Annotated in this window: 17 protein-coding genes; 5 read left to right on the plus strand and 12 right to left on the minus strand. The window is 62.1% G+C overall.

The features are described 5' to 3' along the window. Nucleotides 1–34: 34 nt before the first annotated feature. Entirely contained in the window at nt 35–1108 is a 1074-nt protein-coding gene (locus KIH81_RS10710) for an S-layer homology domain-containing protein (protein ID WP_214305307.1), read from the plus strand. Nucleotides 1109–1321: 213 nt separating this feature from the next. Here KIH81_RS10710 and KIH81_RS10715 read toward each other — a convergent pair whose 3' ends face one another. From KIH81_RS10715 to KIH81_RS10760, 10 genes are all read right to left on the minus strand, one after another. Then, the gene (locus KIH81_RS10715) at nt 1322–1753 is read right to left on the minus strand and encodes a CHAP domain-containing protein (protein WP_214305308.1); all 432 of its coding nucleotides are present in this window, start codon (nt 1751–1753) and stop codon (nt 1322–1324) included. A 24-nt stretch (nt 1754–1777) separates the two neighbouring features. Next, nucleotides 1778–2446: a PspC-like choline-binding domain-containing protein gene (locus KIH81_RS10720; protein ID WP_214305309.1), complete on the minus strand. Its 669-nt coding sequence runs from the start codon at nt 2444–2446 to the stop codon at nt 1778–1780. Nucleotides 2447–2677: 231 nt separating this feature from the next. Then, nucleotides 2678–4303 carry a sialate O-acetylesterase gene (locus tag KIH81_RS10725; protein ID WP_214305310.1) on the minus strand — a complete coding sequence of 542 codons (1626 nt, stop codon included), beginning with the start codon at nt 4301–4303 and terminating at the stop codon, nt 2678–2680. Continuing rightward, the gene (locus tag KIH81_RS10730; protein WP_214305311.1) at nt 4293–5561 is read right to left on the minus strand and encodes an ABC transporter ATP-binding protein; all 1269 of its coding nucleotides are present in this window, start codon (nt 5559–5561) and stop codon (nt 4293–4295) included. Before KIH81_RS10730 ends, KIH81_RS10725 begins: the two co-directional genes overlap by 11 nt. Next, entirely contained in the window at nt 5561–6397 is an 837-nt protein-coding gene (locus KIH81_RS10735; RefSeq protein ID WP_214305312.1) for an ABC transporter permease, read from the minus strand. Before KIH81_RS10735 ends, KIH81_RS10730 begins: the two co-directional genes overlap by 1 nt. Before the next feature lie 24 nt (nt 6398–6421). After that, nucleotides 6422–8290, minus strand: coding sequence for a glycosyltransferase family protein (locus tag KIH81_RS10740; RefSeq protein WP_214305313.1), 1869 nt, complete (start codon nt 8288–8290; stop codon nt 6422–6424). 184 nt (nt 8291–8474) lie between these two features. Then, a complete protein-coding gene (locus KIH81_RS10745; protein ID WP_214305314.1) occupies nt 8475–9749 on the minus strand; it encodes an S-layer homology domain-containing protein in 1275 nt (424 codons plus the stop codon). Nucleotides 9750–9769: 20 nt separating this feature from the next. Continuing rightward, nucleotides 9770–11191 carry an S-layer homology domain-containing protein gene (locus KIH81_RS10750; RefSeq protein WP_214305315.1) on the minus strand — a complete coding sequence of 474 codons (1422 nt, stop codon included), beginning with the start codon at nt 11189–11191 and terminating at the stop codon, nt 9770–9772. A gap of 192 nt (nt 11192–11383) precedes the next feature. Further along, nucleotides 11384–12610 carry an S-layer homology domain-containing protein gene (locus KIH81_RS10755; protein ID WP_214305316.1) on the minus strand — a complete coding sequence of 409 codons (1227 nt, stop codon included), beginning with the start codon at nt 12608–12610 and terminating at the stop codon, nt 11384–11386. Between the two features lie 63 nt (nt 12611–12673). After that, on the minus strand, nt 12674–13606 hold the full coding sequence (locus tag KIH81_RS10760) for an excalibur calcium-binding domain-containing protein (RefSeq protein WP_219054854.1): 933 nt from the start codon (nt 13604–13606) through the stop codon (nt 12674–12676). A 129-nt stretch (nt 13607–13735) separates the two neighbouring features. On the opposite strand from KIH81_RS10760, the gene KIH81_RS10765 reads away from it, so the two are divergent. Beyond that, nucleotides 13736–16018 (plus strand): S-layer homology domain-containing protein, encoded by a 2283-nt coding sequence (locus KIH81_RS10765; protein ID WP_214305317.1) that lies wholly within the window; start codon nt 13736–13738, stop codon nt 16016–16018. 312 nt (nt 16019–16330) lie between these two features. Here the strand turns inward: KIH81_RS10765 and KIH81_RS10770 are convergent, their stop codons facing one another. Next, entirely contained in the window at nt 16331–18685 is a 2355-nt protein-coding gene (locus KIH81_RS10770; protein WP_214305318.1) for an S-layer homology domain-containing protein, read from the minus strand. A gap of 190 nt (nt 18686–18875) precedes the next feature. Between KIH81_RS10770 and KIH81_RS10775 the strand changes: the two genes are divergently transcribed. Then, on the plus strand, nt 18876–20195 hold the full coding sequence (locus tag KIH81_RS10775) for an ATP-binding protein (protein ID WP_214305319.1): 1320 nt from the start codon (nt 18876–18878) through the stop codon (nt 20193–20195). Nucleotides 20196–20451: 256 nt separating this feature from the next. Then, complete coding sequence (locus KIH81_RS10780) at nt 20452–21726, plus strand: glycosyltransferase family protein (protein ID WP_214305320.1); 1275 nt, start codon at nt 20452–20454, stop codon at nt 21724–21726. Between the two features lie 169 nt (nt 21727–21895). Here KIH81_RS10780 and KIH81_RS10785 read toward each other — a convergent pair whose 3' ends face one another. Beyond that, the gene (locus tag KIH81_RS10785) at nt 21896–23338 is read right to left on the minus strand and encodes an RNA-binding domain-containing protein (protein WP_214305321.1); all 1443 of its coding nucleotides are present in this window, start codon (nt 23336–23338) and stop codon (nt 21896–21898) included. 300 nt (nt 23339–23638) lie between these two features. Between KIH81_RS10785 and KIH81_RS10790 the strand changes: the two genes are divergently transcribed. Continuing rightward, nucleotides 23639–25840 (plus strand): S-layer homology domain-containing protein, encoded by a 2202-nt coding sequence (locus tag KIH81_RS10790; RefSeq protein WP_214305322.1) that lies wholly within the window; start codon nt 23639–23641, stop codon nt 25838–25840. Nucleotides 25841–25862: the final 22 nt, after the last annotated feature.

The following is a 25862-nucleotide window of genomic DNA, read 5'->3' on the forward strand; positions in this document are numbered from 1 at the left end:
TGTTCATCAGGCGCTTGCTGGTTGCTTGTTTATCTTGGTCGAAAACATCCTACCCAGGAAGCGCTCTTCTCTTACTCCCTCAACGGCTCAACGACGAACCCACACCCACGAAAACAACACAAGCGCCCTGTTTAAGGAAGGCGGCACCTACTACCTGAGCATCAAGAAGGACGGCGTCACCAACCAGATCTACAGCATCACCGATCTGAACCAGGCACAGAACCCGAACGCATGGACGCGAGTCAACGACAACGTCATCACCGGCTATGAAGGCCCGTCCCTGACCAAGTACAAGGGCAAGTACTTCATGTACACCGATAAGCTCAAGGACTACCCGTATGGCCACGCCGACGGCAAGGCCGGCGAGTTCGTGACCAAGTCCACCAACCTGCGTTCCGGCTGGACCGCACCCAAGCGCATCACCACCAAGAGCCAGAACGGCGCCAACATTCCGAACCGCCACGGCAGCGTGATCACCGTCACCGACCCGGCTGCCAAGGCCGTGATCTGGAACCTGGCTCGCAGCTTCGGCTACAGCGATGACTCCAACGAGGCGGACGACCTGTACACCGATGTCGATTCCAGCACCTCGCACGCGCAGGATATCGTCTGGCTCTCCAAGCAAGGCATTACCAAGGGTTACCCGGATGGTTCGTTCGGCGTGGGCGTAGCCGTGTTCCGTCAGGATATGGCCGCATTCCTCTACCGTATGGCCGGTAGCCCGGCCTACACCCCTTCGGCTGAGGATCAGGCTCGTTTCACTGATGTGAACGCCAATACCTCGCATGCCAAGGAAATCTGGTGGCTTGCCTCCACCGGCATCACCAAGGGCTACCCGAACGGTACGTTCGGCGTGGGCGTGCCGGTCTACCGTCAGGATATGGCCGCATTCCTGAAGCGTTACGCCGATCAGTTCGGCGGCCCTGCCGCCTCCGGTGCCGGCAAGACGTTTACCGATGTGAACGCTTCGACCGCTCATGCGGAGGACATCGCTTGGCTGTCCAAGACCGGTGTGACCAATGGCTACCCGAATGGTTCGTTCGGCGTGGGCGTGAAGGTCTACCGTCAGGATATGGCCGCATTCCTGCACAGGATGAGCGTCAAGTGATCTTCAAGTGATCTGAGGATACAACGACGCGAGGGGCGGATTCCGTTTGGAATCCGCCCATTTTGTTTACTCTGTTAAACCAGAATTGTGACATGCATTCCATCGGACTACCCCTCAGTCGGCTTCGCCGCCAGCTCCCCTGACAAGGGGAGCCAAGAATGGGGACCATGTCAATCTTGGTTTACAGAGCCTTCTTTTCAGCGCTGGGAGCCGCTACTCGTTGTAGTAAGGGTGCGCGTAACCCTGCAGCGCGTAGCCGTACCGGACTGTGGCATCGCGTACGTCGATATTGTCGAAAGCGGCGTCCGCCACGTAGACGTGGCCATGTTCGACACCAACCACAATCGCCGCATGGGTCGCCGACTTGTCACGACCCCATTCCTGGCTCGACCACTTGTAGAAGGCGAGGTCGCCCACACGCGGAGTCCAGCTCACGCGGCCGCGGGACCGGTACCAGTCGAAGTTGTGGTGAGGCCAACCGCTGGTCGCGCCGTCGCTGAGGAAGGGACTCAGACCGGCCTTCTGATACACCCACCAGATCCATTCCATGCAAGGGCCGTACGGGCACAGCAGACCGTGTTGCTTATCCAATGCCCCGGCGGCGTCGATATCCTTGCCGTAGGATGCCTGCGCGGTTCTTATCACCAGTCCGATGATCTCATCCCTGGATCATTGGCGGCCGGTGTACGGGTCAAAATACAGGTGACGGCCGTTGACGATGTGCGCGCCATACTGCATCTGACCGGTGACGTAGTCGTAATAGACCCACTTCTTGCCCTTGCGCAGGTAGGTCATGCCTTTGGCCATGGCTCCGGTCACGGCGTCGAAGTAGTACCACTTGCCATTGCGGTAGTCCTCGCGGCCCTTGATCATGTAACCGTTGAGATCATACCGGACCCATTTCTTGGCCTTCGGCATGTACACGTCCTTGTCACGGGCCTGCATGCCGTCGGCGTCGAACCACAGCCACTGGTTGGTGGTCGAATCCCAGACTTCCTTGTTGCGGGCCATCACGCCGTTGTCATACCAGTGACGTACGGGAATGCCGTTGAGGTAATCCGTCTGCCATCCGTTGCGTACGGTCTGGGTATCGCCGTCACCGGGCTGCGTATCGGGCGTGGTGGTGTCGGGATCTTCCGTGGTCGGCGTAACGGTCTGCTGATCGTCGTCGGCCTGCGCCTGTGCCTGATTCTCCTGGATCGTGGCATTTCCGGACGATTCCGGCGAGACCGGTGCGGTCTGATCGGAAGGCTGCTCCGGCGTAGCGGATGGTGCGGCCGGCGTTTCGGCCGCCTGCTGCTGCGCAACGACGGTATCGACGTTTTCGGCATATGCCACGGCTGGAAGCACCAACGCCGCCGAGCCAAACATCAGCGAGCATGACAATGCCGACGAGATAATCTTCGATGAAGATTTCATATCCCACTCTTCTCCCGCAGGGGATCTGCGTACCTCAAGAATCCTGTTCTTCTCAGGCACGCAGTGTACCTCATTCAGGGAGACAATTTTGGCGTTATTCCGCCGAAAACGGCATGTTCGCACGCCCGATTCATCAGACGTCTTCTGTGTTCACTCGAGTACGCGATCCACACTCAACGAGAACGGGCTGGCCGGCAGTCCCAATTCGTTATACAGGAACGGCGTCTGCGAGGGCGAACCCGTCCACTGGTACCGGACCTGACGGATGGTCTCGATGCCGTCCGCGGTAATGGTCAGCGTCTTGCCGTCCGCATTGATGGTCGCGGTGGCGGGCACGAATTTACCGTCAGCGCCGGCAGCCTCGAATCCCCGAAGCGACGCGGTGGACGGCTTGGCATAGCTGTCGGCCGTGGCCTTCTTGGACAATACCGGGGTCATGGCGGCAAGTCCCTGACCGGTCTGACCGGAGAAGGACACCGTTGCGGTGCCGGGATCGTCCTCATCGGTCTTGACCTGTTCGGCGATTGGGCCCATGGGGATGGTCGTCCCCTTGCGAATCGCCTGCCATTGATCGGCCATACGGGCGGCGATGATGTCCTTGCCGAGCGGATGGATGATGGCCGACGTGCCCTTGTCCGTATCGATGGCGACGGTCATGCCCAGATTCTTGGTGTTGGCCGCGGTCCGCAACGCATCGGCCTGCGCCTGCCGGACGGTGGCGGTGTACGGCTGTTTGCCGTACCGCGCCAGCTGCACGTAGAGGAACGGCAGATCATCCTCGCCGAACGCCGCCCGGTATTGGCCGATCAGCGTGGTGAACCGGTACAGGTATGCCAAGGCGCGGTCGCTGGTCGCCGCGTCGTCCTCGCCCTGGTACCAGAGCACTGCGGCGACGTGCGTGTTCTCCAATGGCTGGATGTGGTGTCTGTAGATCTTGCCGCCCTGCATATGCGGCGCGATGTCCGTGCCGCCCCATGCGGTCTGGATGATGCCGATCGGCACCTTCGGGGATTGTTCGCGCAGCCGTTCGGCGAAAAGCTGCGGCAGGTATCCCATATGCGTCGCGTCGGTTCCCACGGCCGGGAGCCATTGATCGGCGCAGTAGTCCTTCAGCGGAAGGTCCAGATCCGTGCTCACGGCATCGTTGGTGACCGTGTCATCGGTGATGATGAAATGGATGTTCTTGTCGGATACCGTCTGGGGGAAATCGGCACGGTTGATTACCGTGTTGCCGTCGCTGTCCTTGGCGATGTTCGGATCGATCAGGTATTGCCGGAGCCCGTATTCCATATTGGATTGACCTGCGGCAAGGAACACGTCGCCGATGTACACCTCGTTCACCTTCGCCAAGGTCTTGCCATGGCTTGCGATGGTCAGCGTGTACGGATCCAACTGGGCGGGCAACGCCTTCAGCGACGCCGTGAACGTGCCGTTTTTGGCCGTGCGTATCGTACTTGAGGAAGTCCGTTTGCCATCCGTGATGGTCACGGTCAGCGAACTTTGCACGGAGGCCTGGCCCTTGACCGCCAACGACTTGCCGCGCTGCATCACCATGCCGGGACTGTAGTAGTTGGGCAGGGTGACGGTGAGCTTGGCATCGTTTTTCTGGGCACTCGGCACGGCATTGCGATGTACTTCCTGCTGTGTCGACGGCGTGGTGGCAAAGGCCACGGCAAGGCCCGCCACCACGCACCCCGCAAGGAAAGCCACTGCAATGAGCAGGTATTTCACACGTTTCTGCACGTGGATGATCTCGATTCCAACGTCAGTCGTCAAGCTGGGTGATGTGCATGGCACGATCGCTCAGCAGCGCGTAGTTCTTGGTGTTGCGAGGGTCGCGGATCACGAACTCGCAGGCGTTGTCGTCCAGTGCGACGGCCACGGCATCGGTGATTTCGTCGTTGTTCGGGTTCGGCGTGCGCAACGACACCAGCAGACGGAACTCACCGTTGTTGAACAGGTCCAGCGGCAGTTCGAAATGCGCCACCTGATGCCCGCGTTTGGTCATTTTGAAGGTCTTGGAACCCGTATCGTACGGGATGCCGCCGCGGCGGATGTCATGCACGGCCACGGCCAGATAGAAGTCCGTGTCCTCGTCGAACTGGTACTCCACGTCGAACTTGAACGGTTCGGAGGAGACGCACACCTGCGGGGAGACCGCGATGGTCTTGAGGATCGGGCAACGCTCATTGAGGCCGTTCGGGTACTTCTGCTCGGCCTTCTTGGCCAGACGTTCGCGTTCCCGTTCGGCGTCCTTCTTCTCCTGGGCGAGGTTGTCGAGCGTATACTGCTCGGAGACAGTGCCGCTGTCGCCGCTGGCGGCGATTTCGCCGTCACGGATGAGGATGGCGCGGTTGCAGTACTTCTTCACGGCCGCCATGTCATGAGTCACCAGAATCACGGTCTTGGTGGGATCCTCGCGCACTTCGGAGAAGTATGCGTCGCACTTGCGCTGGAACGCCTCGTCGCCCACGGCCAGCACCTCGTCGAGCACCAGAATGTCGCCTTGGGCCTTGATGGCCACGGAGAACGCCAGACGCACCTGCATGCCGGAGGAGTAGTTCTTGAGCTTCTGATCCATGAACTCCTCAAGCTCGGCGAAGGCGACGATATCGTCGTACATCGCCTCCACTTCCTCATGGGTGAAGCCCAGCAGCGCGCCGTTGAGGTACACGTTCTCACGGCCGGTGAGCTCGGGGTTGAAGCCCACGCCAAGCTCGATGAACGGCACCAGCTTGCCGTTGGTGGTGATGGAGCCCTTGTCCGGCACGTAGATGCCGGAGATCAGCTTCAGCAGCGTGGACTTGCCGCCGCCGTTACGGCCCACGATGCCGAAAAACTCGCCCTGATGGACCTCGAAGGAGATATCGCGCAACACGCGCTGTTCCTTGTATCCCTTGATGCCCTTGGTCCAGTTGATGAAGGCCTGCTTGAGACCGGTGGCCTGCTCGGTGGGCAGTTTGAAGGATTTGGCGACGTGCTCCACGGAGAGCACCACAGGAGCCTGATCGAAACTGTTGGTTTTGGTGTTCATCACATGACCTCCGCGAACTTACGGCTGTTGCGGCGGAAGAAGTACACGCCGAGCCAAAGCAGGATGACGGTCAGCAGCAGCGGAATGGCTTTGACCCACCACTGGTCGAACTGGTTCCAGATGGTCGGCTGGGTTTCGGGGGCGATGAGGTTGTGCCGGATGTCCTGAATCGCCTGGGCGATGGGGTTGATGAGCTCCAAACGGGCCAGCACGGCCAGGATGCCGCCACGGCTCGTCACATAGGATAGCGGGTAGATGATCGGCATGCCGTAGAACAGCACCTGCTGCAGCACGTCCCAGATATGCGCCACGTCACGGAAGTACACGTACATGGTGGCGAACAGGAGCGTGACCCCCAGCGCCAACACATACAGCTGGATGATGCTCAACGGCACCAGCAGCACGCGCCAAGTGAACTGCACACGGGCGAACAGTGCGAAAATCAGCACCACCACCAGATTGATGGCATAGCTGATCATCGAACCGACCGTGGCGGAGACCACCACGATGTAATTCGGGAAATGGATCTTACGCAGCAGATCGCCGCGGTCCACCACCGAACGCAGGCCCACGGACGTGGCTTCCTGGAAGAACTGCCAGGAGCTGATGCCGAGCAGCAGCACCACCGGGTAGGTGGGGGTGCCGTCGGACATGCGCAGGAACTTGCCGAACACCACGTACATCACGCAGAACAGCATCAGCGGTTTCAGGACCGACCAGGCCACGCCGAGGAACGAGCCCTGGTAGCGCAGCTTGAAATCGGTCTTCACCAGTCCACGAAGCACCACCAGCGAGTAGCCATAGCGCTCACGAATCGATTCGATGAGTTTGTTCACGGGAGTAATACCTTACCGTATGCCTCAGTCCATCTTCAGGTAGTGCTTCCAGTACGCCACGGAGGTCAGCGTGGCGCGGGCGGCCGCGTAGTCCTTGCGCAGGCGTTCGATGTTGGCCTTGTAGTAGCGCAGGTCCTTGGCGTAGCGGGCCTTGATCTGGGCGTAACGCTTGACATCCTTGGTGCGGATGGCGCCCTTGCGGTTGTACCAGTCGATGACGATGAGCTTCTTCTTGCCGTGGATGGCGCCGGCCGGATACGCCCAGCCCACCAGCGGGATGACGGCGTATCCGCTGCCCGGCTTCTTGAGGTAGCGCTGGCCGTTGTCCGTGGCCAGGTCCTCAAGGCGCTGGGCGATGGAGCGGGGCTTGTCGCCGTCGATAAGCTGACGGTCGACGTCGTGCAGGTTGAAGCCCTTGAGATCAGGGTCGGCGTCCGCCTGACGCTGCAGCTCGTCGAAGTTCACCAGCTGTTCCTTGTTGCGGTTGGCCTGCATGAAGCAACCCTCCGCGACCGGCTTGCTGATGAAGCCGGGGCCCTTGAGGAAGTCCTCGAACGCATCCAAGCACAGCTCGGCGTTTTCGTAACCGAACTTCTTGAGCTCAAGGCGGATGTTGTTGTGCAGCTCCTTGAGGAAGTCGGACTTGGGGGCCATGCCGGTGGTGGCCTGGGCGATCATGGTGTTGCGGGTGGTCTGGTAACGCTCCACGGCGGCGTTGTAGCGCTCATGGAAGGACATGTGCCACACGCACAGGCTGTTCATGGTGATGAACGTCGGATGGCAGCGAATGCCGTATTCGGCGTCGTCGCAGCGCACGAACACCGGCAACGGCAGGCCGTTGCGCTTGATAGCGGAAATCGGGATGCAGCAGTACCACCAGGCGGCGTACATCTGCTCACGCTGCACGCTGCTGGGCTTGAACTCCTCGTTATAGACGAGGTCGGCGTATTGGGTCATGCGCATCATCGGCTTGCACGGAGCGAACGTGCCCTGCGGGGTCATGAAGCCGACGTCCTCCCACTGGTCCTCGCCGATTTCGTAGTTGAGCATGGCGCCGCTGATGAAGGCCTCGCGATGCTCGTCCTTGAGGATGCGCAGCAGGTTGTAGGTGCGCTTGATGCTCTCCGGGGAGACGGCCACGTCATCGTCCATAAGCAGGATGTGGCTGGCCTCGGGGGTCTGCTCCATGGCTTCGATCATGCCGCGGGTGAAGCCGCCGGCGCCGCCCACGTTGTCGTTCGGACGGACGATGATGCGCTCGGAGGACAGGGCCTTGGCGTCCAGCGTGCGGCCGTTGTCCATCACGTACATGTGGAAGTGGGAGGCGATGTCCTCGCCGGACTCGATGATCTGGTCGTGCACGAGGCCGATGTTGCGCTCGATGAACGCTTCCTTCTTGAAGGTGGTGGTGGCCACCACCAGTTCGATGTTGCGCGGGTCCTGAGCCAGATCAAGCGAATAGTAGCTGTTGCGGATCGCCAGTCGGCCTTCGGATTCGATCTTGAAGCCGGCCAGCACCATGGTGCTATCCACATCGAGTTCGAAGTCCACGGTCTGCCAGTCGTCGGACTGGGGCAGCACGGCCTTGGGCTCGGAAACGACCTGCGGGTGGGCGTCGAAGGAACCGCCGAAGGTCTGGTACACCTTGCAGGCGGCGCCCTTGAGCTCGAGGTGCAGGAAGAAACGCTGGGCCGTGGTGAACTTCAGCAGCTTGGCCACGGACAGGCCGTTGAAATAGGTGCTGAAATCGTAGTTGCCGCGATTGACCATCAGCCATTCGCCGCTCTTCTCGTCATATACCACAGGGCTGTCGGCCACACAGTAAAGGGAGGGGTAGCTCAACGACCTGGGGTTCGTTTCCAGCAGAACGTTGGCAAACTTAAACATTGACATGTGATTTACCTTAAGCATTGTACGGAAATATAAGCAGTATATGCCATCACAATGATAAGCGTTCCGGTGCCAACGGGCGGTCGAACGAACAATCCCCACGTGATGTTCGCAAAACAACGAGCCTCACGCGGGGATTGTTCTTATAAGGTATGCCGGCTGGCTTTGGGCGTCGGAAACGAGCGGCTCACCACTTCCCATCCACCTGCGGCTGGGCGCGATGGAGGAACGCGGCCATGTCCTGACGGATGATCGTCCGGCCCACGCCGAACGAGCCGTCGGAGTAGCCGGTGGATACGCCGGACGACTTGGCCCATGCGACCGCGGTCTGGAATTCGACGGACAGCGAGCCGGTATCCGTGAACCCGGTGATCGCGGTGTCCGGCTTGCCGGCCAGACGGTACAGCATCACCATCGCGTCCTGACGCTGAATCGAGGCCATGCCGCGGAATGTGCCGTCGCCGTAGCCGTTGATGATGCCGTTGGACGCGGCCCACAGGATCGCGTCATGATGCGGCGTGGAGGCATTGACGTCACTGAACGACTTGCTCGTCGCGCCAATCGCCGGACTGCCGGCCAGACGATACAGGAACGCCGCATAATCCTGACGGGTCACCTGAGCCGTAGGCCGGAACACCTTCGTACCATCCGGATTATTCCAACCAGTGGAAATGCCCTTCTTGGCGAGCCAGTAGATGTCATCGGCGTGCGAGGTCGCATCGGTGACATCCTCGAACGTGATGAATTGGCTGTTGAATTCGGCAAGATACCGCTGGTATTCACTCACCGTGAAGGTGCCGTCGCTGGGGCTGATGTCCTCCACCCATGTGGTCCAGCCAAGGTGGGAGACAGCAAGGCCGACGGAATCGAACTCCGGGTAGACCATGTTCTGGTAGTGGCCGACGCCGGAAGGCGCATTCGAGCAGAACGTATCATATCGGCATTCCTCCACCTGCGGATCCGCCGCAGCCGCCTGATCGAAGATTTGTTTCTCCTCGTCATACCAGCCTTCGGTCGGATCATCGTAACCCATGGCGAGGTTTTCAGCACCGGGGAAGGGGAACCACCCGGAATGGTTCCGCGAGTAGGTGGAGTAGTTGGCGTTGAGCTGCGCCTGGATGGTGTTGGTCAGGGAGACGGACGTGCTGGAACCACCGTCCTGCTGGCGCAGCTGCTGTATACGGTTCAGTACGCTGCCGGACGCGATAATCATATTGCGCAACGACGTGGCATCTTGCACATTGCCGAGCTCCGTCTTTTGGAGAATCGCGTCAGGTGCGTCGCTGAACAGATCCAGCGCATCGCTGACATCCTGCTGCTGATCGGACGTCAGCGGCTGCTCCTGCATCCATTCCAGGAAGTCCTTCGAGGTCGGTACGGAACTCGCATACGCCGGTGCCGCGGTGCCGAACAGCATGCATGCCGTCGCGGCGATGGCCGCAATCAGTTTGCCTTTGCTCATGGATTCTCTTCCTTACTAGATCACTTCTTCAACACGTTGACGCTCATCCTGTGCAGGAACGCGGCCATATCCTGACGAACCACCGGGAGGGAACCCCTGAACGTGCCGTCACCGTAGCCGCTCGTCACACCGGTCTTGGATAGCCAGTTGATATCTTCGGCATGCGGGGTGCTACCGGATACGTCATAGAAGGACTTGCCTTGGCCGGACGGGGAGGAGGCGCGCATGTAGTCCGCGAGCCTGTGCAGGAATGCCGCCATGTCCTGACGCACCACCGGGCGCGTCCCGCCGAACGTACCGTCCGGATAACCCTTGGTAATGCCTGTGGAGTTGAGCCACAGGATTTCCTTGGCATGCGAGGAGAACGGGGTGACGTCCGTGAACGGGTTCTTGGACCAGTCCGGAGTGTAGTTCGGGGAACCGGCCAGACGGTACAGGAACGCGGCCATGTCCTGACGGTTCACCGTGGCCGCGGGGCGGAACGTACCGTCCGAATAGCCCTTCGTGATGCCGCTGTTGGCCAGCCATTCGATATCCGCGGCGTGCGGAGTCTGGGCATTCACGTCCGAAAAGCGCCCGGTGTTCGACTTCACCGTGACATTGACTGTCATGATGCCGGAATAGTTGCCAAGCGGTTCAGTATGAACCGATGCGCTCCAATCGAATCGGTAGGCGCTATCATGGCCGGCGCCCTCGATCCAAGTGACGGTATTCGCCGACGAGTCATAGGTGCCGTTGTTCCAGATGGACGAGACGAAATCGGGGTTGCGGCCGAAAGTCGTCGGCACATCGACCGTGATGCGACCTCCCTTGGCGACAGTGACCGTCTTGGTCAGCGTCTGGCCGGCGAAGTTCCATTCGATGAGGGACGGCAGATTGCGCAGACCATCCACGGAAGCGATGTGTGCTTGCGTGACGCCCAATTTCTTCAGGTTAGGCATGTCATGGAATGCGCTCACATTCGTCAGCGGGGTCTTCTCAAGCGAAAGGTATTCCAGAGACGGCACATCCCGCACCGCGTCCACGTCCGACAGCTTGTAGGCGTTGCCGAGCGTCAATTCTTTGAGTGAGTTGGAACCGCGAATGCCGTCGAGGCTGGTCAGGCTGGCCGCATTGGCCGTGCTGAAGTGCTCCAAGGACGGCAGATTGGCAAGGCCTTCGAGCGAACGGATTCCGGCTGCAAGGGAGTAGTCGGGGATGAGTGTGCGAATGGATGCGGCCTTGTCATAGGTAAGCGTGTCATTGGTACCGATGGAGGCCGCCTCGGATACCGCGGATGCGAGCGCCCGGTCCGGGAAGCATTCCGCTACGGTGCTTGAACCGAGGGTGCACGATGCCGCTTGCGCCGGCACTGCGATGAACCCGACTGCCAATGCCGCGCATGATGCTGTCGCGGCCATGATTGCGGACAATTTGGTTGCAATGGATGTTCTGTTTCCCATGAACGCCCCCCTTAGGTGTGAAATGGCACCAATGCCATCACGAAAATTATAGGCAGATTCGAGGCGTTCTTCAGGAAACTCGCAAGAAACACGATGTCCGATCCTTGGCTCCCCTCCCCGAGGGGAGCCAGAACAAGGGTCCACCATCGAAAGCCGCGCGACGGTTCACCGCCGCGCGGCCTGCTCACGCCGTTACTTGAGGACGTTGTCCTTCATCCTGTGCAGGAACGCGGCCATGTCCTGACGGTACACGGCCGTCATACCCCTGAACGAACCATCACCATAACCGGTCGTCACGCCGGTCCTCGACAGCCAGGCGATGTCCCCCGCATGAGGCGTCCGGTCGGTGACGTCCGTGAACTCCTTCGCCTCGCCCGACGGGTCATCCGCCTTCTCATAGTCGGCCAGGCGGTGCAGGAACGCGGCCATGTCCTGACGCACCACCGGACGCATGCCGCCGAACGTGCCATCCGGGTAACCCTTGGTGATGCCGGTGGAGGCCAGCCACAGCACCTCCTTGGCGTGCGCGCTCCCCTCATTCACATCCTTGAACGGGTTCTTCGACCAGTCCGGCGTGAACGCCGGGGAACCGGCCAGACGGTACAGGAACGCGGCCATGTCCTGGCGGTTCACCGCGTTCATGCCACGATACGTGCCATCCGAGAAACCGGTCGTGATCTGCCGGTCCGCCAGCCACAGGATATCCGCGTAATGCGGCGTCACACCCTTGACCACATCAGAGAACGGACTCGTCAGCTCTGGTTCGGGAGTCTTGATCTCGGACCAATGGGCGTACACCGTCATGTCCTGCTTGACCGGCACGTCGAAGTCGAACAAGTCGCCAAGTTCGGCCGCCGTATACCAGCCGGTAAACGCATAACCTTCGCGTGTGGGAGGTTCCGGTATGGAGACGGTCGAGCCTTTGGCGACTTTCTGAGAGACGACGTCATTACCGCCTTGCGTGTCAAAGGTCACGGTCACCGCGGGAACAACACCATTGCCCACGGTGAGTGAGTAATGGAGTCCTTCCGCACCGCCAAGGATGCGGATATAGTACGTGCCGGCTTCGAGACTGATGCCTTCTTCCGTGTACTCGGTAGCGCTCGCTTCCCAGGTATGCGATTTGATGGTGTACTGGCCAACAGGTCCGGCCGCAAGCACGGCAGTCCACTTGCCTTCCGTACCGGGATCGTTATTCACCGTGATGGAAATGCGCTGGGTAGTGGATAGTGTGAGACGGTACCAGTCCTGATCGTTGCCATCCTGCATGGTGCCGTTGATGGTTTCGTTAATGGCCAGATCGTTCGCCGTGCTCGCGCTGTTGTTCGGTTCGGTTTCCGCGATGGACGTGTCTGAAGTATTGTCGGTCGCAATACTATCAGCGCTAACCGGAACTGTGCCGACGAACGATAAAGCCATTGCCGCAATGAGTACAATCGCGCCATGGGTAAGCCTGGTAGATAGGTTCACAATAGTTCTCCGCTACCACTCACATGCGATGCCGTCATTGTCGCGATCCAGTGCAGGCCTGTATCCCGGCTGTCCGCGATACAAAGGTGCCTTGCCAGCCGCACGAACCGCAGCGCAGTTCTTGTAATACACGGCTCCGCCATTGTTGTTACTGCCGTTACCCGTATTCGGAGTTGGATTCGGTGCTGGTGCCGGAGCAGCACCGTCGCCGGTGTAGCGCCCCGTCACCTCGTCGAAGTGGGCCCACTTGTTCCATTCCGGAACCCACGCATTGCCGTGGGTCATAGCGCCGGTAGCCTGATCGAAGTAGTACCATGCACCGTCCTGCGACTGCAGGCCCTTGACCATCTTGCCAGTGACGCGGTCGTACCGCACCCACTTGCCGCCGCTGGACGGTACATACGTATCCCCGTGGAACATGGCGCCCGTGTTCACGTCGAACAGATACCAGCCGGTGTGGGCCGCATCGTAATTGACGTATTGCTCGCCGTGCGCCATCTTGCCGGTGATCCAGTCGTAGTACACCCACTTGCCGCCATTGGACGGTACGAATCGCATGCCCTTGGCCATGGCACCGGTTACGGGGTCGAAGTAGTACCATCCGCCGTTGCGGTAGTCCTCGCCTTTGCGCATGTGACCATTCTCGTCATAACGCACCCATTTGCCGCCGCTGGAAGGCAGGTACACGTCCTTGTTGCGGGCCATGGTGCCGTCCGTGTCGATCCAATACCAAGCGTTCGAGCCCGGATCATAGATTTCCTTGGAGCGGGCCTGCGAGCCGTTCTCGTACCAGTATTTCTGACCGTTGACCTCATACCAGCCCGTGTAATTCGCGGACGGGCCCGAATCGGGGTTGGCATACGCAGTGACAGCCGAAGAACCAATCAGAGTGGCCGCCGCCAACGAAACCGCCACGATTTTCGCCACAAAACGCAAGCTTTTCATGAAAACTCCTTCTTTCTGCTCTGAAAGTCAGCTGAATTCCAGCTTGCTTTCATGATATGACGCTGAATGCTCTATTGCGGAATGCCGCGGCGCCTTGCACCTATAGCCCTAGAAGAAAGGTTCCAGGATATGACTGGAAACAACAAGGTTTGGCGCGCGCCGCTCGCGGGCCTCGCCGCCGTGGCCATGCTGGCCACGATGGGTGTGGCGACGAGCACGGCCAACGCCGCGGATCCGGAGGTCAAGGTCACGTTCGACCTCAACGGCCGTCATGGCACTTCCGTGACCAAGAACTTCGACGTGACCCTGTCCGGCTCGAACGCCGACGCCTACACGCTGGCCAAGGATACGGACTACAAGAGCCCGGCCACTGCCTCCAATGGCGCTGGTGATTGGAAGATCACCGGCTGGTACACGGCTGACGGAGAGCTGTTCGACGTGGACTCCCCGGTGTACGCGGACACCACCCTGTACGCCCACTGGGCCAAGAACACCGTCACGGTCAAGTTCCAGAACGACAACGGCTTGAAGTACGCCGACAACAACCAGGACGGCAACGTCGATTCCGCTGATAAGACCATCACGCTCGCTTCCGGCGATCGTCTGGCCGACTGGCAGAAGCCGGTCGACAAGACCGAGAACTGGACCACCAGCGACGCCACCGTTGACGGCAAGGTCCTCGCGGGCTTCTACACGACCAACAAGTACGCCACCGAGTTCGACTTCTCCGCGGCCGTCACGGCGACCACTCGCGTGTATGTCAAGTACAACACGGCGACCAAGGTGTCCGTTAAGGACAAGAACGGTGCCGAGTACCGCGCCGAGACCGCCGACGGCGTCGTGAACATCCCCGCTTACCTGAAGACCACCGGTGCCGGCGTCGCCCGCAAGTGGATCAGCCAGTGGACCGTGAGCTACCTGGATACCGACGGCAAGACCCAGACTGTGGACCAGTTCGTCGACGGTGATACCCTGCCCGAGGTCAAGTCCGGCGAATGGGCTGTCCTGACTCCGGACACCTCCTCCGCTTCCGACGAGACCGTCGTGACGATCCAGTACCACCTCAACAACAACTTCGCCTCCACTCCCGAAGACCAGTACGTGACCTCGACCGATTCCATCGAGACCACGACCCCGGACCTGCTCGACGGCACCCTTTCCTTCGACGGTTGGTACACTGACTCGTCCTACACGAACCTGTACGCTGGTGAAGCTGCCAAGGACGTTGCCAACGGCGGCGCTGTTGTGGACTTGTACGGCAAGGTGTCCCTGTCCGCCACGAGCTCGACCGTGACGTTCGACCCTGACTACAACGGCAGCAAGCCGACCGACGTGTCCGCCAAGCAGGGCGCGACCATCGCCTGGCAGGAAGCCCCGGCCCGCGACGGCTACGTGTTCCAGGGCTGGGCCAAGGGCACGGTCTTCTACCGTGACGCCAAGTCGTTCACCAACAGCTCCACCGGCTACAAGGCCAACGACGGCGACGTGTTCAAGGCCAAGTACCTGACCGACGCTCAGGACGAACTGCGCCAGCTACTCGACCTCGACCTCGCCGGCTACGTGAACACCAACGCCTCCGACGACGCCTGGGACAACTACAACAACGCCCGTCACACGATCAAGACCAAGCTCGACCTCAGGGTCCAGACTGGCACCGATGACAACGGCTACCCGGTCTACGCATACCTTGGTGCTGCCTCCCTGGATGGTGTGACCTCTCTGGCGAAGCAGACCGCGAAGACCGTGGCCGCCTACGTCGAGCAGCTGCAGGGCCTGAAGGACAGGCTGGAGACCGCGGACTCCCCGTTCACCGACGTGAACGTGCTGACCCCGCACTTCGGCGCCATCAAGAAGCTCTCCGACGAGAAGATCTCCACCGGTTACTCCGATGGCACCTACAAGCCGACCGGCAGCATGTACCGTCAGGACTTCGCTGCGTTCCTGTACCGCGCCGCCGGCAGCCCGGAGTACACGGTGTCCGCCTCCGACAACATCTTCACCGACGTGAACGCGAACACGCCTCACTACAAGGAGATCCTGTGGGCCGCGAAGAACGGCATCATCAAGGGCTTCTCGGACGGCACGTTCCGCGGCACGGCCCTGGTGAACCGTCAGGACGCCGCTGCGTTCCTGTACCGTCTGGCCGGCTCCCCGGAGTTCGACGTGACGACCGCCGCGAAGACCTTCTCCGACGTGAACGCGAACACTCCTCATTACAAGGAGGTCCTGTGGGCCGCCAACACCGCCGTGTCCGACGCCTACGACAACTACTTCAACGGCGAGTACACCGGTCCGTACAGCGGCGCCATCATCGCCGGCTACCCGGCCGGCACGTTCGACGGCTACGCCACCCTGCTTCGTCAGGACGGCGCGGCGTTCCTGGCCCGCATCTACGCCTACCTCAACAAGTGAGCCCAAGGACCTTGCGGCCCTGACGCTCGCCTGAGCTAGAAACGACACGAGAGGGGTTCCTCTCCCGACCGGTGATGAAACCGGCTGGGAGAGGAACCCCTCTCGTGTTTTCGAATGGAACGCATGATCTGAACTCCGACTTGCCGTGGAGCTTCCGGATGTCCCATGGGCGCAGGCCCATGAACGGACAGCGCGAGGGAATTTCCTCGGCGAATACGAGAAGGTCCCTGACCGGTGATGAACCGGTCAGGGACCTTCTCATGTCAGGCTCGGAAGGACGGACTCAATGTCTTGGTTCCTTGCCGTATGGGCTCACTTGTAGAGCTTGGCGAAGTCGACCTTGGTGTAGTTCGGGCCGAGCTTGTTGTTCTGCAGGCGGTCGAGGAAGGCGGCTGCGTCCTGACGCAGGATCGTCTTCGTACCACCGAACGAACCATCCGAGAAGCCACGGATCACACCGTACTTCGCGAGGAACATGATCGCCGTGTAGTGCGGGGTCGAAGCGTTCACATCAGTGAACTGCGGCTCGGCGGCCGGGTCGAACGTCGGATCGATGTTCTTGCCCTTCACCAGGTTGTACAGCATCGCAGCCGCATCCTGGCGCAGGATCGTCTGGGTGCCACGGAACGTGCCGTCGCTGAAGCCGTTGAGCACGCCGTTGGAAGCGGCCCACAGGATCTCCTTGTAGTGAGGCGTGGAGGCGTTCACATCGGAGAAGGTCTTGGTCGCGTTGGCCACGTCAAACTCGGGCTCGCCGGCCAGACGGTACAGGAACGCGGCGAAGTCCTGGCGAAGGATCGTCTTGGTGCCACCGAAGCTGTAGGTGCCGTCACCGTTGTTGAAGCCCTTGATCACACCCTGGGCGGTCAGGTTCCAGATGTTGCGGGCGTGCGGGGTCAGGGCGTCCACGTCGGTGAAGGCGGCGCGCACGTCGGTCTTGTACACGAGCTTCTCGTACGCGGTCTGGAGGGTCTTGGTCAGCTCGGTGACCTTGGCGTCCGTCAGGTAGTCGTTCGCGTAGTCGGCCTTGTAGCCGGCGGTCTTGTTGCCGGTGATGGCTCCCTCGGAGGCACCGGCGATACCGGCGCGGACCTTCTCGTACGTGTCGTAGGAGTTGTCCGTGTACAGACCCTTGTCATTGGTCAGGGCAAGCAGGGTGTCGAGGTCGTACTGGGCGGTCAACTGCCAGTGCGCGTACAGAGTGTTGGTGGCGTTGATCTTCGTGAAGGAGTCGATCGGCGTGTTGAAGTCGAACTTGCTGCCACCGTTGGCGGCGTCGTACCAGCCGAGGAAGCGGTAGCCGTCACGAACCGGGGTAGCCGGCACGGCCACGGTGGCACCCTTGGCCACGGTCACCTTGGTCTGGGCGCCGTTGCCGTAGTTCTCATCGAACGTCACGGTGTACTGCTGGGAGGCGGCCGGAGACAGGACCGCGTGCAGGGTCAGCGCGTGGTTGGTCAGCAGGCTCGGGTCGGTCTGGTTCTCGTTGGACAGCTTCACGGCCTCGGCGGTCTGACCGTTGTACTCGTGCCAGGAGGTGCCGGCGTCGGTGGTCTGCTTGTAGTACCACTTGACGGAGTACAGGCCATCGTACAGATTCAGGTCAGGCAGGGCGATCGCGGAGTCGGCAGCCACGTAGGCGTCGGCCGGGTTGCCGAAAGCGTAGCTGTTGCCCGCGGCGCCGGTCAGGTCGCCGCCAAGGTCGTTGACCTTGAAGACCACCTTGTAGGCAGCGGTGTCGCTCTTGCCGACAACCGTGGTGTCCTTGGACACGGTGGTCGTACCCGGCACGTACGGGGTGCCGTCGGACTCGACCCAGGCATCCGTCACGCGGTAGTCGCTCGTGTTGGAGGCGTTGTAGATGACCGGGGCCGCATCGAGCGCGCCGCCAACAGTGGTCTCATAGGTCGCGGTCTTCTCGCCGGTCTCGCTGGACGTGGCGTAGACGCCCTTGGAATCCTTCAGGAAGTCCCAGTTGCCATAGACACCGCCGAAGGTGACCTTCACTCCCTGCGTGTGGGTCGCGTCGATGGTCTTGTTCGCGGTGAACGCGCCGTTCAGAGCGTCGGGCCAGGACAGAATCACGCCGTCGACCTTATCGGACGGCTTCTGCCAGTCGGCCAGCTTGTCACCGGCGGCCAGCCAAACCGTGTAGCCGGAGACGCCGGGGTTGGTGTACTTCTTGGTGTCGTTGCCGAACGAGACCTTCACCAGATCACCCTGGGTCTTCTTGTTCGCGTAATGCGCGTACAGGGTTACGTCCTTCGTGATGGCGTTCGTGGACATACTCTCGGAAGCGGCATCACCGGGGGTATCGGTGTTGGCCGGGGTATCAAACTCGACGCGGTCGCCGCCGGTCGGGGCGGTGTACCAGCCGGTGAACACGTAGTTCGCGTCATCATTCACATCCACGTACGGGGCGGCGACCTTGTAACCGTTGCCTGTGTTGGAAGGAAAATCAGCAGTCTGCTTAGTGCCCAGGTAGCCGATCTTGCCGCGGGAACCGGCATCGAACGTCACCGTGAACGCCGGCACGCCCATCACGTCGTTATCCGGCGAATACGTCACGGCGTTCGCGCTCAGCGCGGTCACGCCCATGGTCGCGATCATCGCGAGCGAGGCGAGGCCCGCGAGCGGCGCGCGCCAAACCTTGTTGTTTCCAGTCATATCCTGGAACCTTTCTTCTAGGGACACGGGATGGGACTTTAGGTTTTCGGTTGAGTCGCCGGGCGTGCGCATGGGCGGGTGCTTCCGGCGGGGCATGTCACCGCAGGATGATTGACGCTTTTTCCGTAAAAAAGAGCGTTTATGATACACTTTTTTACAGAAAAAAGTGTCAAAAGCTGATGGGGGCAACGTGAGACGCAAGATCGACGCGACGCTTGAGGAATGGGCGCGTAGCGAGTCGGCCCCGCCGTTACTGCTGCGTGGCGCGAGGCGCGTGGGAAAGACGTACAGCATCAGACGCTTGGGCACGGAAGTGTTCGGGGACGCGGATTTCGCGTATTTCGACTTCCAGACCGATTTGGAGCGCCTGAAGGGCATCTTCCACAACACGGCGGACGTGGACGGCATCGTCGCCGACTTGTCCGCGTATATCGGCAAGCCGATTCGCCGTGGCTCCACGCTGATCGCGTTCGACGAGATCCAGTTGTGCGAGCAGGCGCTTAACTCGCTGCGTTTCTTCGCCTCTGCGGGCGGTTACAAGGTCATCGCGTCGGGTTCCCAGTTGGGCGTGACGTTGCGCGACCGCACGCTTCCGTTCCCCAGCGACGTGCGCCAGGTGACGCTGCATCCACTCGACTTCGAGGAATGGCTGTGGGCCATGGGAGACGAGCAGCTTGCCGACGCGATCCGCGACCATTACCTGTCACGCGAGCCGTTCAGCCTGCATGACATGGCGATGGACAAATACCGCAGGTACGTGGTGACCGGCGGCCTGCCCGCCGTCGTCAACGAGTACGCGAAGGACGCCGACCTCGCGCGGGCGCGGGAGATTCAGTCGGACATCGACGCCACGTACACCGCGGACATCGCCCTGTATGCGCCCGGCGAAACGGTCGTGGCCACGCAGGCCGTGTGGCAGAGCATTCCCAAGCAGCTGGCCCGGGAGACCACCCGCAAGTTCAAGTACGCGGACGTCAAGAAGGGCGGGCGCGAACGTCAGTACCGGCTGCCCTTGGCGTGGCTGGAATCGGCCGGTCTGGTCACCCTGAACGAGCAGACCAACGACACGTCCGCCCCTTTGGAGGCGCGCGACGGCGGCTCGTTCTTCAAGGTGTACATGGCGGACACGGGTCTCCTGTTCAACCGGTACCGGCTCGACGCGCGCGCCTGGCTGTCGGACGAGATGCGCGTGCAGCTGTCCGCGCGGTTCCGCGGCGCGCTCACCGAGAACTACGTGATGCAGGCCCTGGCCGCCAACGGCGTGCCCGCCTACTACTGGGCGTCCGGCGAGGGCGCGCAGTACGAGGTCGAGTTCGTCACGCAGACCGGGCTCGGCCGTCTCGTGCCCATCGAGGTCAAGTCCGGCACCAACGTGCGCGCCACCAGCCTCAAACGGTTCATGGCCAAGGCCGACGCGCCCTACGCGATCCGCGTGTCCGCGAAGAACTACGGGTACGAGAACGACCTGTACGGTGTGCCCCTGTACGCGGCGTTCTGCATCCGGCCGTGACATTGCGGGACGGGACGACGATCCCGTGCGCGTCCCGCCTCATGCGGGTCGGGGCGGGTGCCGGCCTACGATGGCCTCGGTACATATGACGGCTTATGGGGGATCGATCATGCGCGTGTTCGGGCGGTCGGGACGATGCGGGGCGGATGGCCGAGTGGAAGGCGGGATGGCGGCCGGGGCCGGGGCCTCTGCCGTTCCCCTGCCGGCGCGGCTGGGCGAGAGGGTGTTGCGCGGGGTCGGCGGTTGCAAGCTGGAGTTGCTGTACCTGCTGGTCACGCTGTCCAGCGGCATGCTGTTGGTCTGGTTCGACCGGCGGTCGAGCGGCAACGACCAGGAGGCGCACCTGTCGCGTATCCACCAGCTGATGGACGGCCGGGTGTGGGCGGAACGGCTGCCCGGCACGGACTTGTATGGGCGTTGGTGGCATGGCGTCTTTCATGCGTATAACAACACGGCCGTGAACTCGCCGGTCGTCTACTATCCGTCCCTGGCCGCGATGCTCTTCCGGTACGGCGACTACCGGCTGGCGGGCATGTTCACGCTGGTGTGTTCCGTGTTGACGGTCGCGGCCGCGATCCGTCTGGCCGGCGGGTACCGGTATCTGGTGTGCGCCGTGGCGGTGCTGCCCGCCGTCACGCTGTCGTTCGTGTACCCGACCGCGGACGCCGTGACCGATTCCGTGTCGTTGCTGTTCGCGGGCGCGGTCCTGTTCCTGCACCGCAGGGCCCGGATTGGGTGGCCCGGCGTGCTGGCCATGAGCGTGCTGTGCATGCTGACCGCGTTGACGAAGGCCACGTGCATGGTCCTGTTGCTCCTGCTCGCCATACCCGCCGCGGCCATGTGGCGCGCCGGGCGCCGGGCCGACGCCGCGACGCTGCTGGTACCGTTCGCGGCCGGCCTGGGCGCGGGCCTGTGGTGGCAGTGGACCGTGTCCGGGATCCCGCCTCTGATCGGCGCGGGGTTCACGCTCGACCAATACCGGGCCTCGCAGCGGCTGCTGGTCTCGCATCCTGTGGAGTTCCTGCGGACCATGCTGGTCGGACTGGTCCAGCCGTTGGACTTCAATCACGGGTTCGACGCGCACAACGCGGCCCGCAACCTCCAGTTCCTCACGGGCAGCGAGACCAACCAGCTCACCACCGCGACCATGACGCCCCTGCTCATGGCGACGGCCCTCCTGATGGTCAGGGCCAACACGGCCCAGCACGCGATGCGCCCGCCGGAACGAGCCGTCGCCGGGATCGCGACCGTGGTCTTCTACGCGCTGACCTGCGCCGCGCTGATGCTGGTGGGCAACGGCATCCTCACGCCCGCCCGCCTGGGAACGTACGCGGACGGCATGCAGAGCCGCTACTTCATCCCCATCCTCGCGCCCATGGCCCTGCTCCTGCCCGACCTGGGCGTCCGGATCCGGCGGCGCACCGTGACGGACCTGCTCATCGCGGCATGCCTGATCGTGGGCTACGCCATGCTGGTGTGCGCGCACGTCACCGGGTTCCCCGAATACGACCCCGCCACCTGGCACGCGTGACCGGCCGGACGGGACACGGCCGCCCCGGTCCCGGCATCGATGCCGACTCGTATCCGGCTAACGTAAGCACGATCAAGATGACCGCACTCACGCTAGCCATGCCTGCCGGCTCGGATGAGAGCCGGAGACGTCGCGCGGGCACGGTCCCATGGCGGCGAGTCCGGGGCGTTCAGCGCGTGCCGGTTCCCGCCAGCCGGTAACGTCGGCCGCGGCCGGCACCCTCCGCGACCAGCACGCCGGTGCGGACAAGCCCGGTAAGATGCCGCAGGGCCGTCCGGCTCGTCACCCCGAGCCTTTCGGAGGCCTCCATGCTGGATATGGTCCCGCCATCGGAGAGCATGTCAAGGATGACCGCGTCGATTCTGCCGGTCTTCCTGGTGGTCGGGGGCTTCTCCTCCGCCGAGGGGACGACGGGCATATGCGCGGCAGCGTCCCGCGCACCGCCGTCGGGAACGGGAACGAACGCGCGGAACACGTCCCCGTCCTCCAGCACGGGCTCCCGGCCGGAATAGAGCATCGAATACCTGTACAGGTTGCGGGTGCCGCTGCCGAGCTCGTCCGCCCGGCCTATCTGCGTGAAGAAGCCCGCGATGATCGGGTTCTTGGGCATCGGGTTGAAATCATCCAGGGTGACGCGCCCCTCGAACAGGGCGCGGCTCGCATTCTCCGTGCGCACACCATCATTGCCGATCACGAGGCGGGCGATGAACGGGTGCGTGTACTCGCGGTGGATGAGCAGGTTCGAGACCAGCTCACGGCAGATGATGTTGCGCGCGCTGACCCTGATCCCGTCTTCGAGCACGAACGGGTCGGGCAGCCGCTCCTGCGCGAACGCGAGCAGCCGGTCGTACGAGTCGATCAGGTTCGTGGCCACGGTCAGCCGGTCGTCGTACCGGTCCAGATTGCGCCGGCGCACGAGCGCGTCGGTCTGGTACGCGGGGCACACGTCGCCAATGACCTCGTCCGAACCCAACAGGAGCACCGCCGCCAGCGTGAGCCCCTGCTCGCCGGTCTGCCGGTCGCGCCCGTACAGCTTCGCCGCGCGCAGCATGTGCTCCACGTCCAGTTTGAGCCATGGATGGTCCGGGTCGCGCAGGCGGATCATCCCGCGCACCCGCTCGATCAGGTCCGCCCGCAGGTCCCCCACGCCGACGTACGGGTAGATGCGGCGTTCGGAATACAGGTTCTGCTTGCGCATGTACATGAGCGAGATCTGCGCGTCGTCGCGCACTTTGACGTCCGCGTCCGCGCGACGGTCGTACACCACGTTCCTGTACCGGTATACCGACGGGCCCGCCGGCACCCAAACGCGGATCACCACGCCATGGGCCGTGTCGATGCGCTCGGTCTCGAACGCCGGCGACGGGCCGAACGTGTTCGGGTTGCACGTCACGTTCGCGATGTTGCGTTCGATGTCCCGCACCAGCTTCGGATTCACGCCCAGGATGTTCCCGTCGTCGTCGACGCCCAGGAAGATGCTGCCTCCCTGCCGGTTCGCGAACGAGCACACCGTCTCGAACACGTCCGCCTCCGGCAGCGCGCCGCAACGCTTGAACTCCTGCGACACGCCCTCGCCCTGTGACAGGTGCGACTGCAGTTCCTCGGGAGTCATACGATACCCACCTTCGGATTATCGGACATTTTATCGGACATTTTACCGGACATTTTACCGGACATGTCGGGAAACGAGATCAATCCGCGGACACGGCATCACGCCGACCGCCGACGATCGGACCGGACAGAACCTATCCCACACGCCGCAAACAGGCCATGACCACGACCACGGCGAAGAGCTCCTTGCCGGACGGGCTGCCGATTCTTCGCAAAACACCGGCAACGCTCCCAAAACAATCAATCCACACAAGGAAAACGAATCCCCATCCCCGTGCCCCTAGAAGAAAGGTTCCAGGATATGACTGGAAACAACAAGGTTTGGCGCGCGCCGCTCGCGGGCCTCGCCGCCGTGGCCATGCTGGCCACGATGGGTGTGGCCGCGTCCACGGCCGGCGCCGTGGATTTCCCGGATGACGCGCAGCTGGGAAGCCCGACGTATGAGATCACGTTCAATCTGAATGGTCGTGGCGAGTGGACTGACAAGGAATTCGCTTCCAACCCGGTCGAGAAGCTGGATTCCGGTGATGATTACGAGTTCACCGCCGCCGAGCAGACGGCTGTCCAGGGCAAGATCAAGTCGGGCAGCTTTGGCGATTTCGTGTTTGCCGGCTGGTGGACGTCCCCGACGACGGGCCAGGGCGAGCAGATCGATCCGACCGCCGCGGTGACCAAGGACATCACGCTGTACGCCCACTGGGCGAAGGCCTCCGATATGAAGACCGTGACGTTCAACGCGGGCGCGGTCGCCACCACGCTTTCCGGCCAGAGCTTCACACTGGCTTCGGGCGACAAGCTGTCGTCCTGGCAGAAGCCCGAGGATAGCGCCGTTGACGGCAAGATCCTGTCCGGCTGGGCCAAGGACTTCCAGTCCGGTGAGGCCGTGGACCTGGACGCCGCGGTCACCGAGGACCTGAACCTGGTGCCGACCTACACCACCGCCCACGTTGTCAAGTACGTGGGTCTGGAGAGCTACAAGTTCGTCAACGGCACCAAGTGGCAGTACGAGGTCGCCGACGGCGGCACCGCGCCCACCCCGTTCGTGGTCGACGAGGCCAGCAAGACGGCCATCACCGGCTGGGACGTGAAGGATTCCGAAGGCAAGACCGCGTCCTTGACCAACGTCAAGGACGATCTGACCGTCACCGACACCCCGGGCGCCACCGCCCCGGCGTACAAGGTTTCCTTCGCTGTCAGCGACCTTGCCGGCCAGGACGGCCAGGCCCTGACCAACCAGTACGCGTTCGATGCCCCGGCCGATCAGTGGGTCATCAAGAACGGCACCGTGAGCCTGCCGGCCGATGACGTGAACCTGTACGACGGCCTGTACAAGATCGCCTCCTGGAAGTACCGGAACCCGAGCAATTCCGCCGCCTACGTGTCCTACGCCTCCCAGAAGGTCCAGGACATCGCCCAGGCTGACGGCACCGTCACGCTGCACGCCGTCCTGAAGCTCGCGAAGACCCCGACCGTGCAGTACACGATCACGTTCGACCCGGACTACACCGGTTCCGTCCCGTCCACCGTCAAGGTGAACAAGGACGAGAAGATCGTGGCCCCTGCCGCTCCGACCCGCTCCGGTTACACGTTCCTCGGCTGGTTCCTCAAGGGCACGACCACCCAGCTCAACGTGAACGACAAGGCCACCGCCGACGCCACCTACGTGGCCCACTGGCAGAAGACCAACCAGTACGAGCTCGACAACCTGCTCGGCCTGACCAACAAGGACGAACTGTACACGAAGAACTCGTTCGATAAGTACGAGGCCGTTCGTTCCAAGCTGGCCAAGGACTCGGAAGGCCGCATCAGCGGACCCGGCGTCGACGGCAAGTATTCCGCGAACTACGCTGACGCGACCCTGACTGACGACGTGATCGCCGAGTACACGAAGACCCTGTCCGACGCGGCCAAGGACCTCGTGTACACCGCCGACACGCTCAACATGTTCAAGGACGTGGACGAGAATAGCGTCTTCAACACGTACATCTGGTCCTTGGCCAAGAAGGGCGTGATCAAGGGTTACGCCGACAACACGTTCCGCGGCACTGACAAGATCCTGCGTCAGGACTTCGCGGCCTTCCTGTACCGCCTGGCCGGCGAGCCGGAATACACTGTGAACGCCGCCGATAACAAGTTCTCCGACGTGAACGAGTCCACCCCGCACTACAAGGCCATCCTGTGGGCTACCAAGCAGGGCATCATCAAGGGCTATGCGGATGGCACGTTCCGCGGCACCGCCACGGTCCTGCGCCAGGACGCTTCCGCGTTCCTGTACCGCCTGGCCGGTAGCCCGTCCTTCGATGAGAACTCAGTCGCCAAGTTCACGGACGTCACCTCCACGACCCCGCACGCCAAGGCCGTTCTGTGGGCCGCTGACAACGGCATCGTGCGCGGCTTCACTGATGGCACGTTCAAGGGCACCAACGAGATCATCCGTCAGGACGCCGCCGCCTTCCTGTACCGTCTCGACGGCACAGTCAACATCCCCGCGCTCTACAAGTGAGCCGATATGGCAAGGACAATCC

This window comes from Bifidobacterium miconisargentati (genome assembly GCF_019331675.1).
Taxonomy (GTDB): domain Bacteria; phylum Actinomycetota; class Actinomycetes; order Actinomycetales; family Bifidobacteriaceae; genus Bifidobacterium; species Bifidobacterium miconisargentati.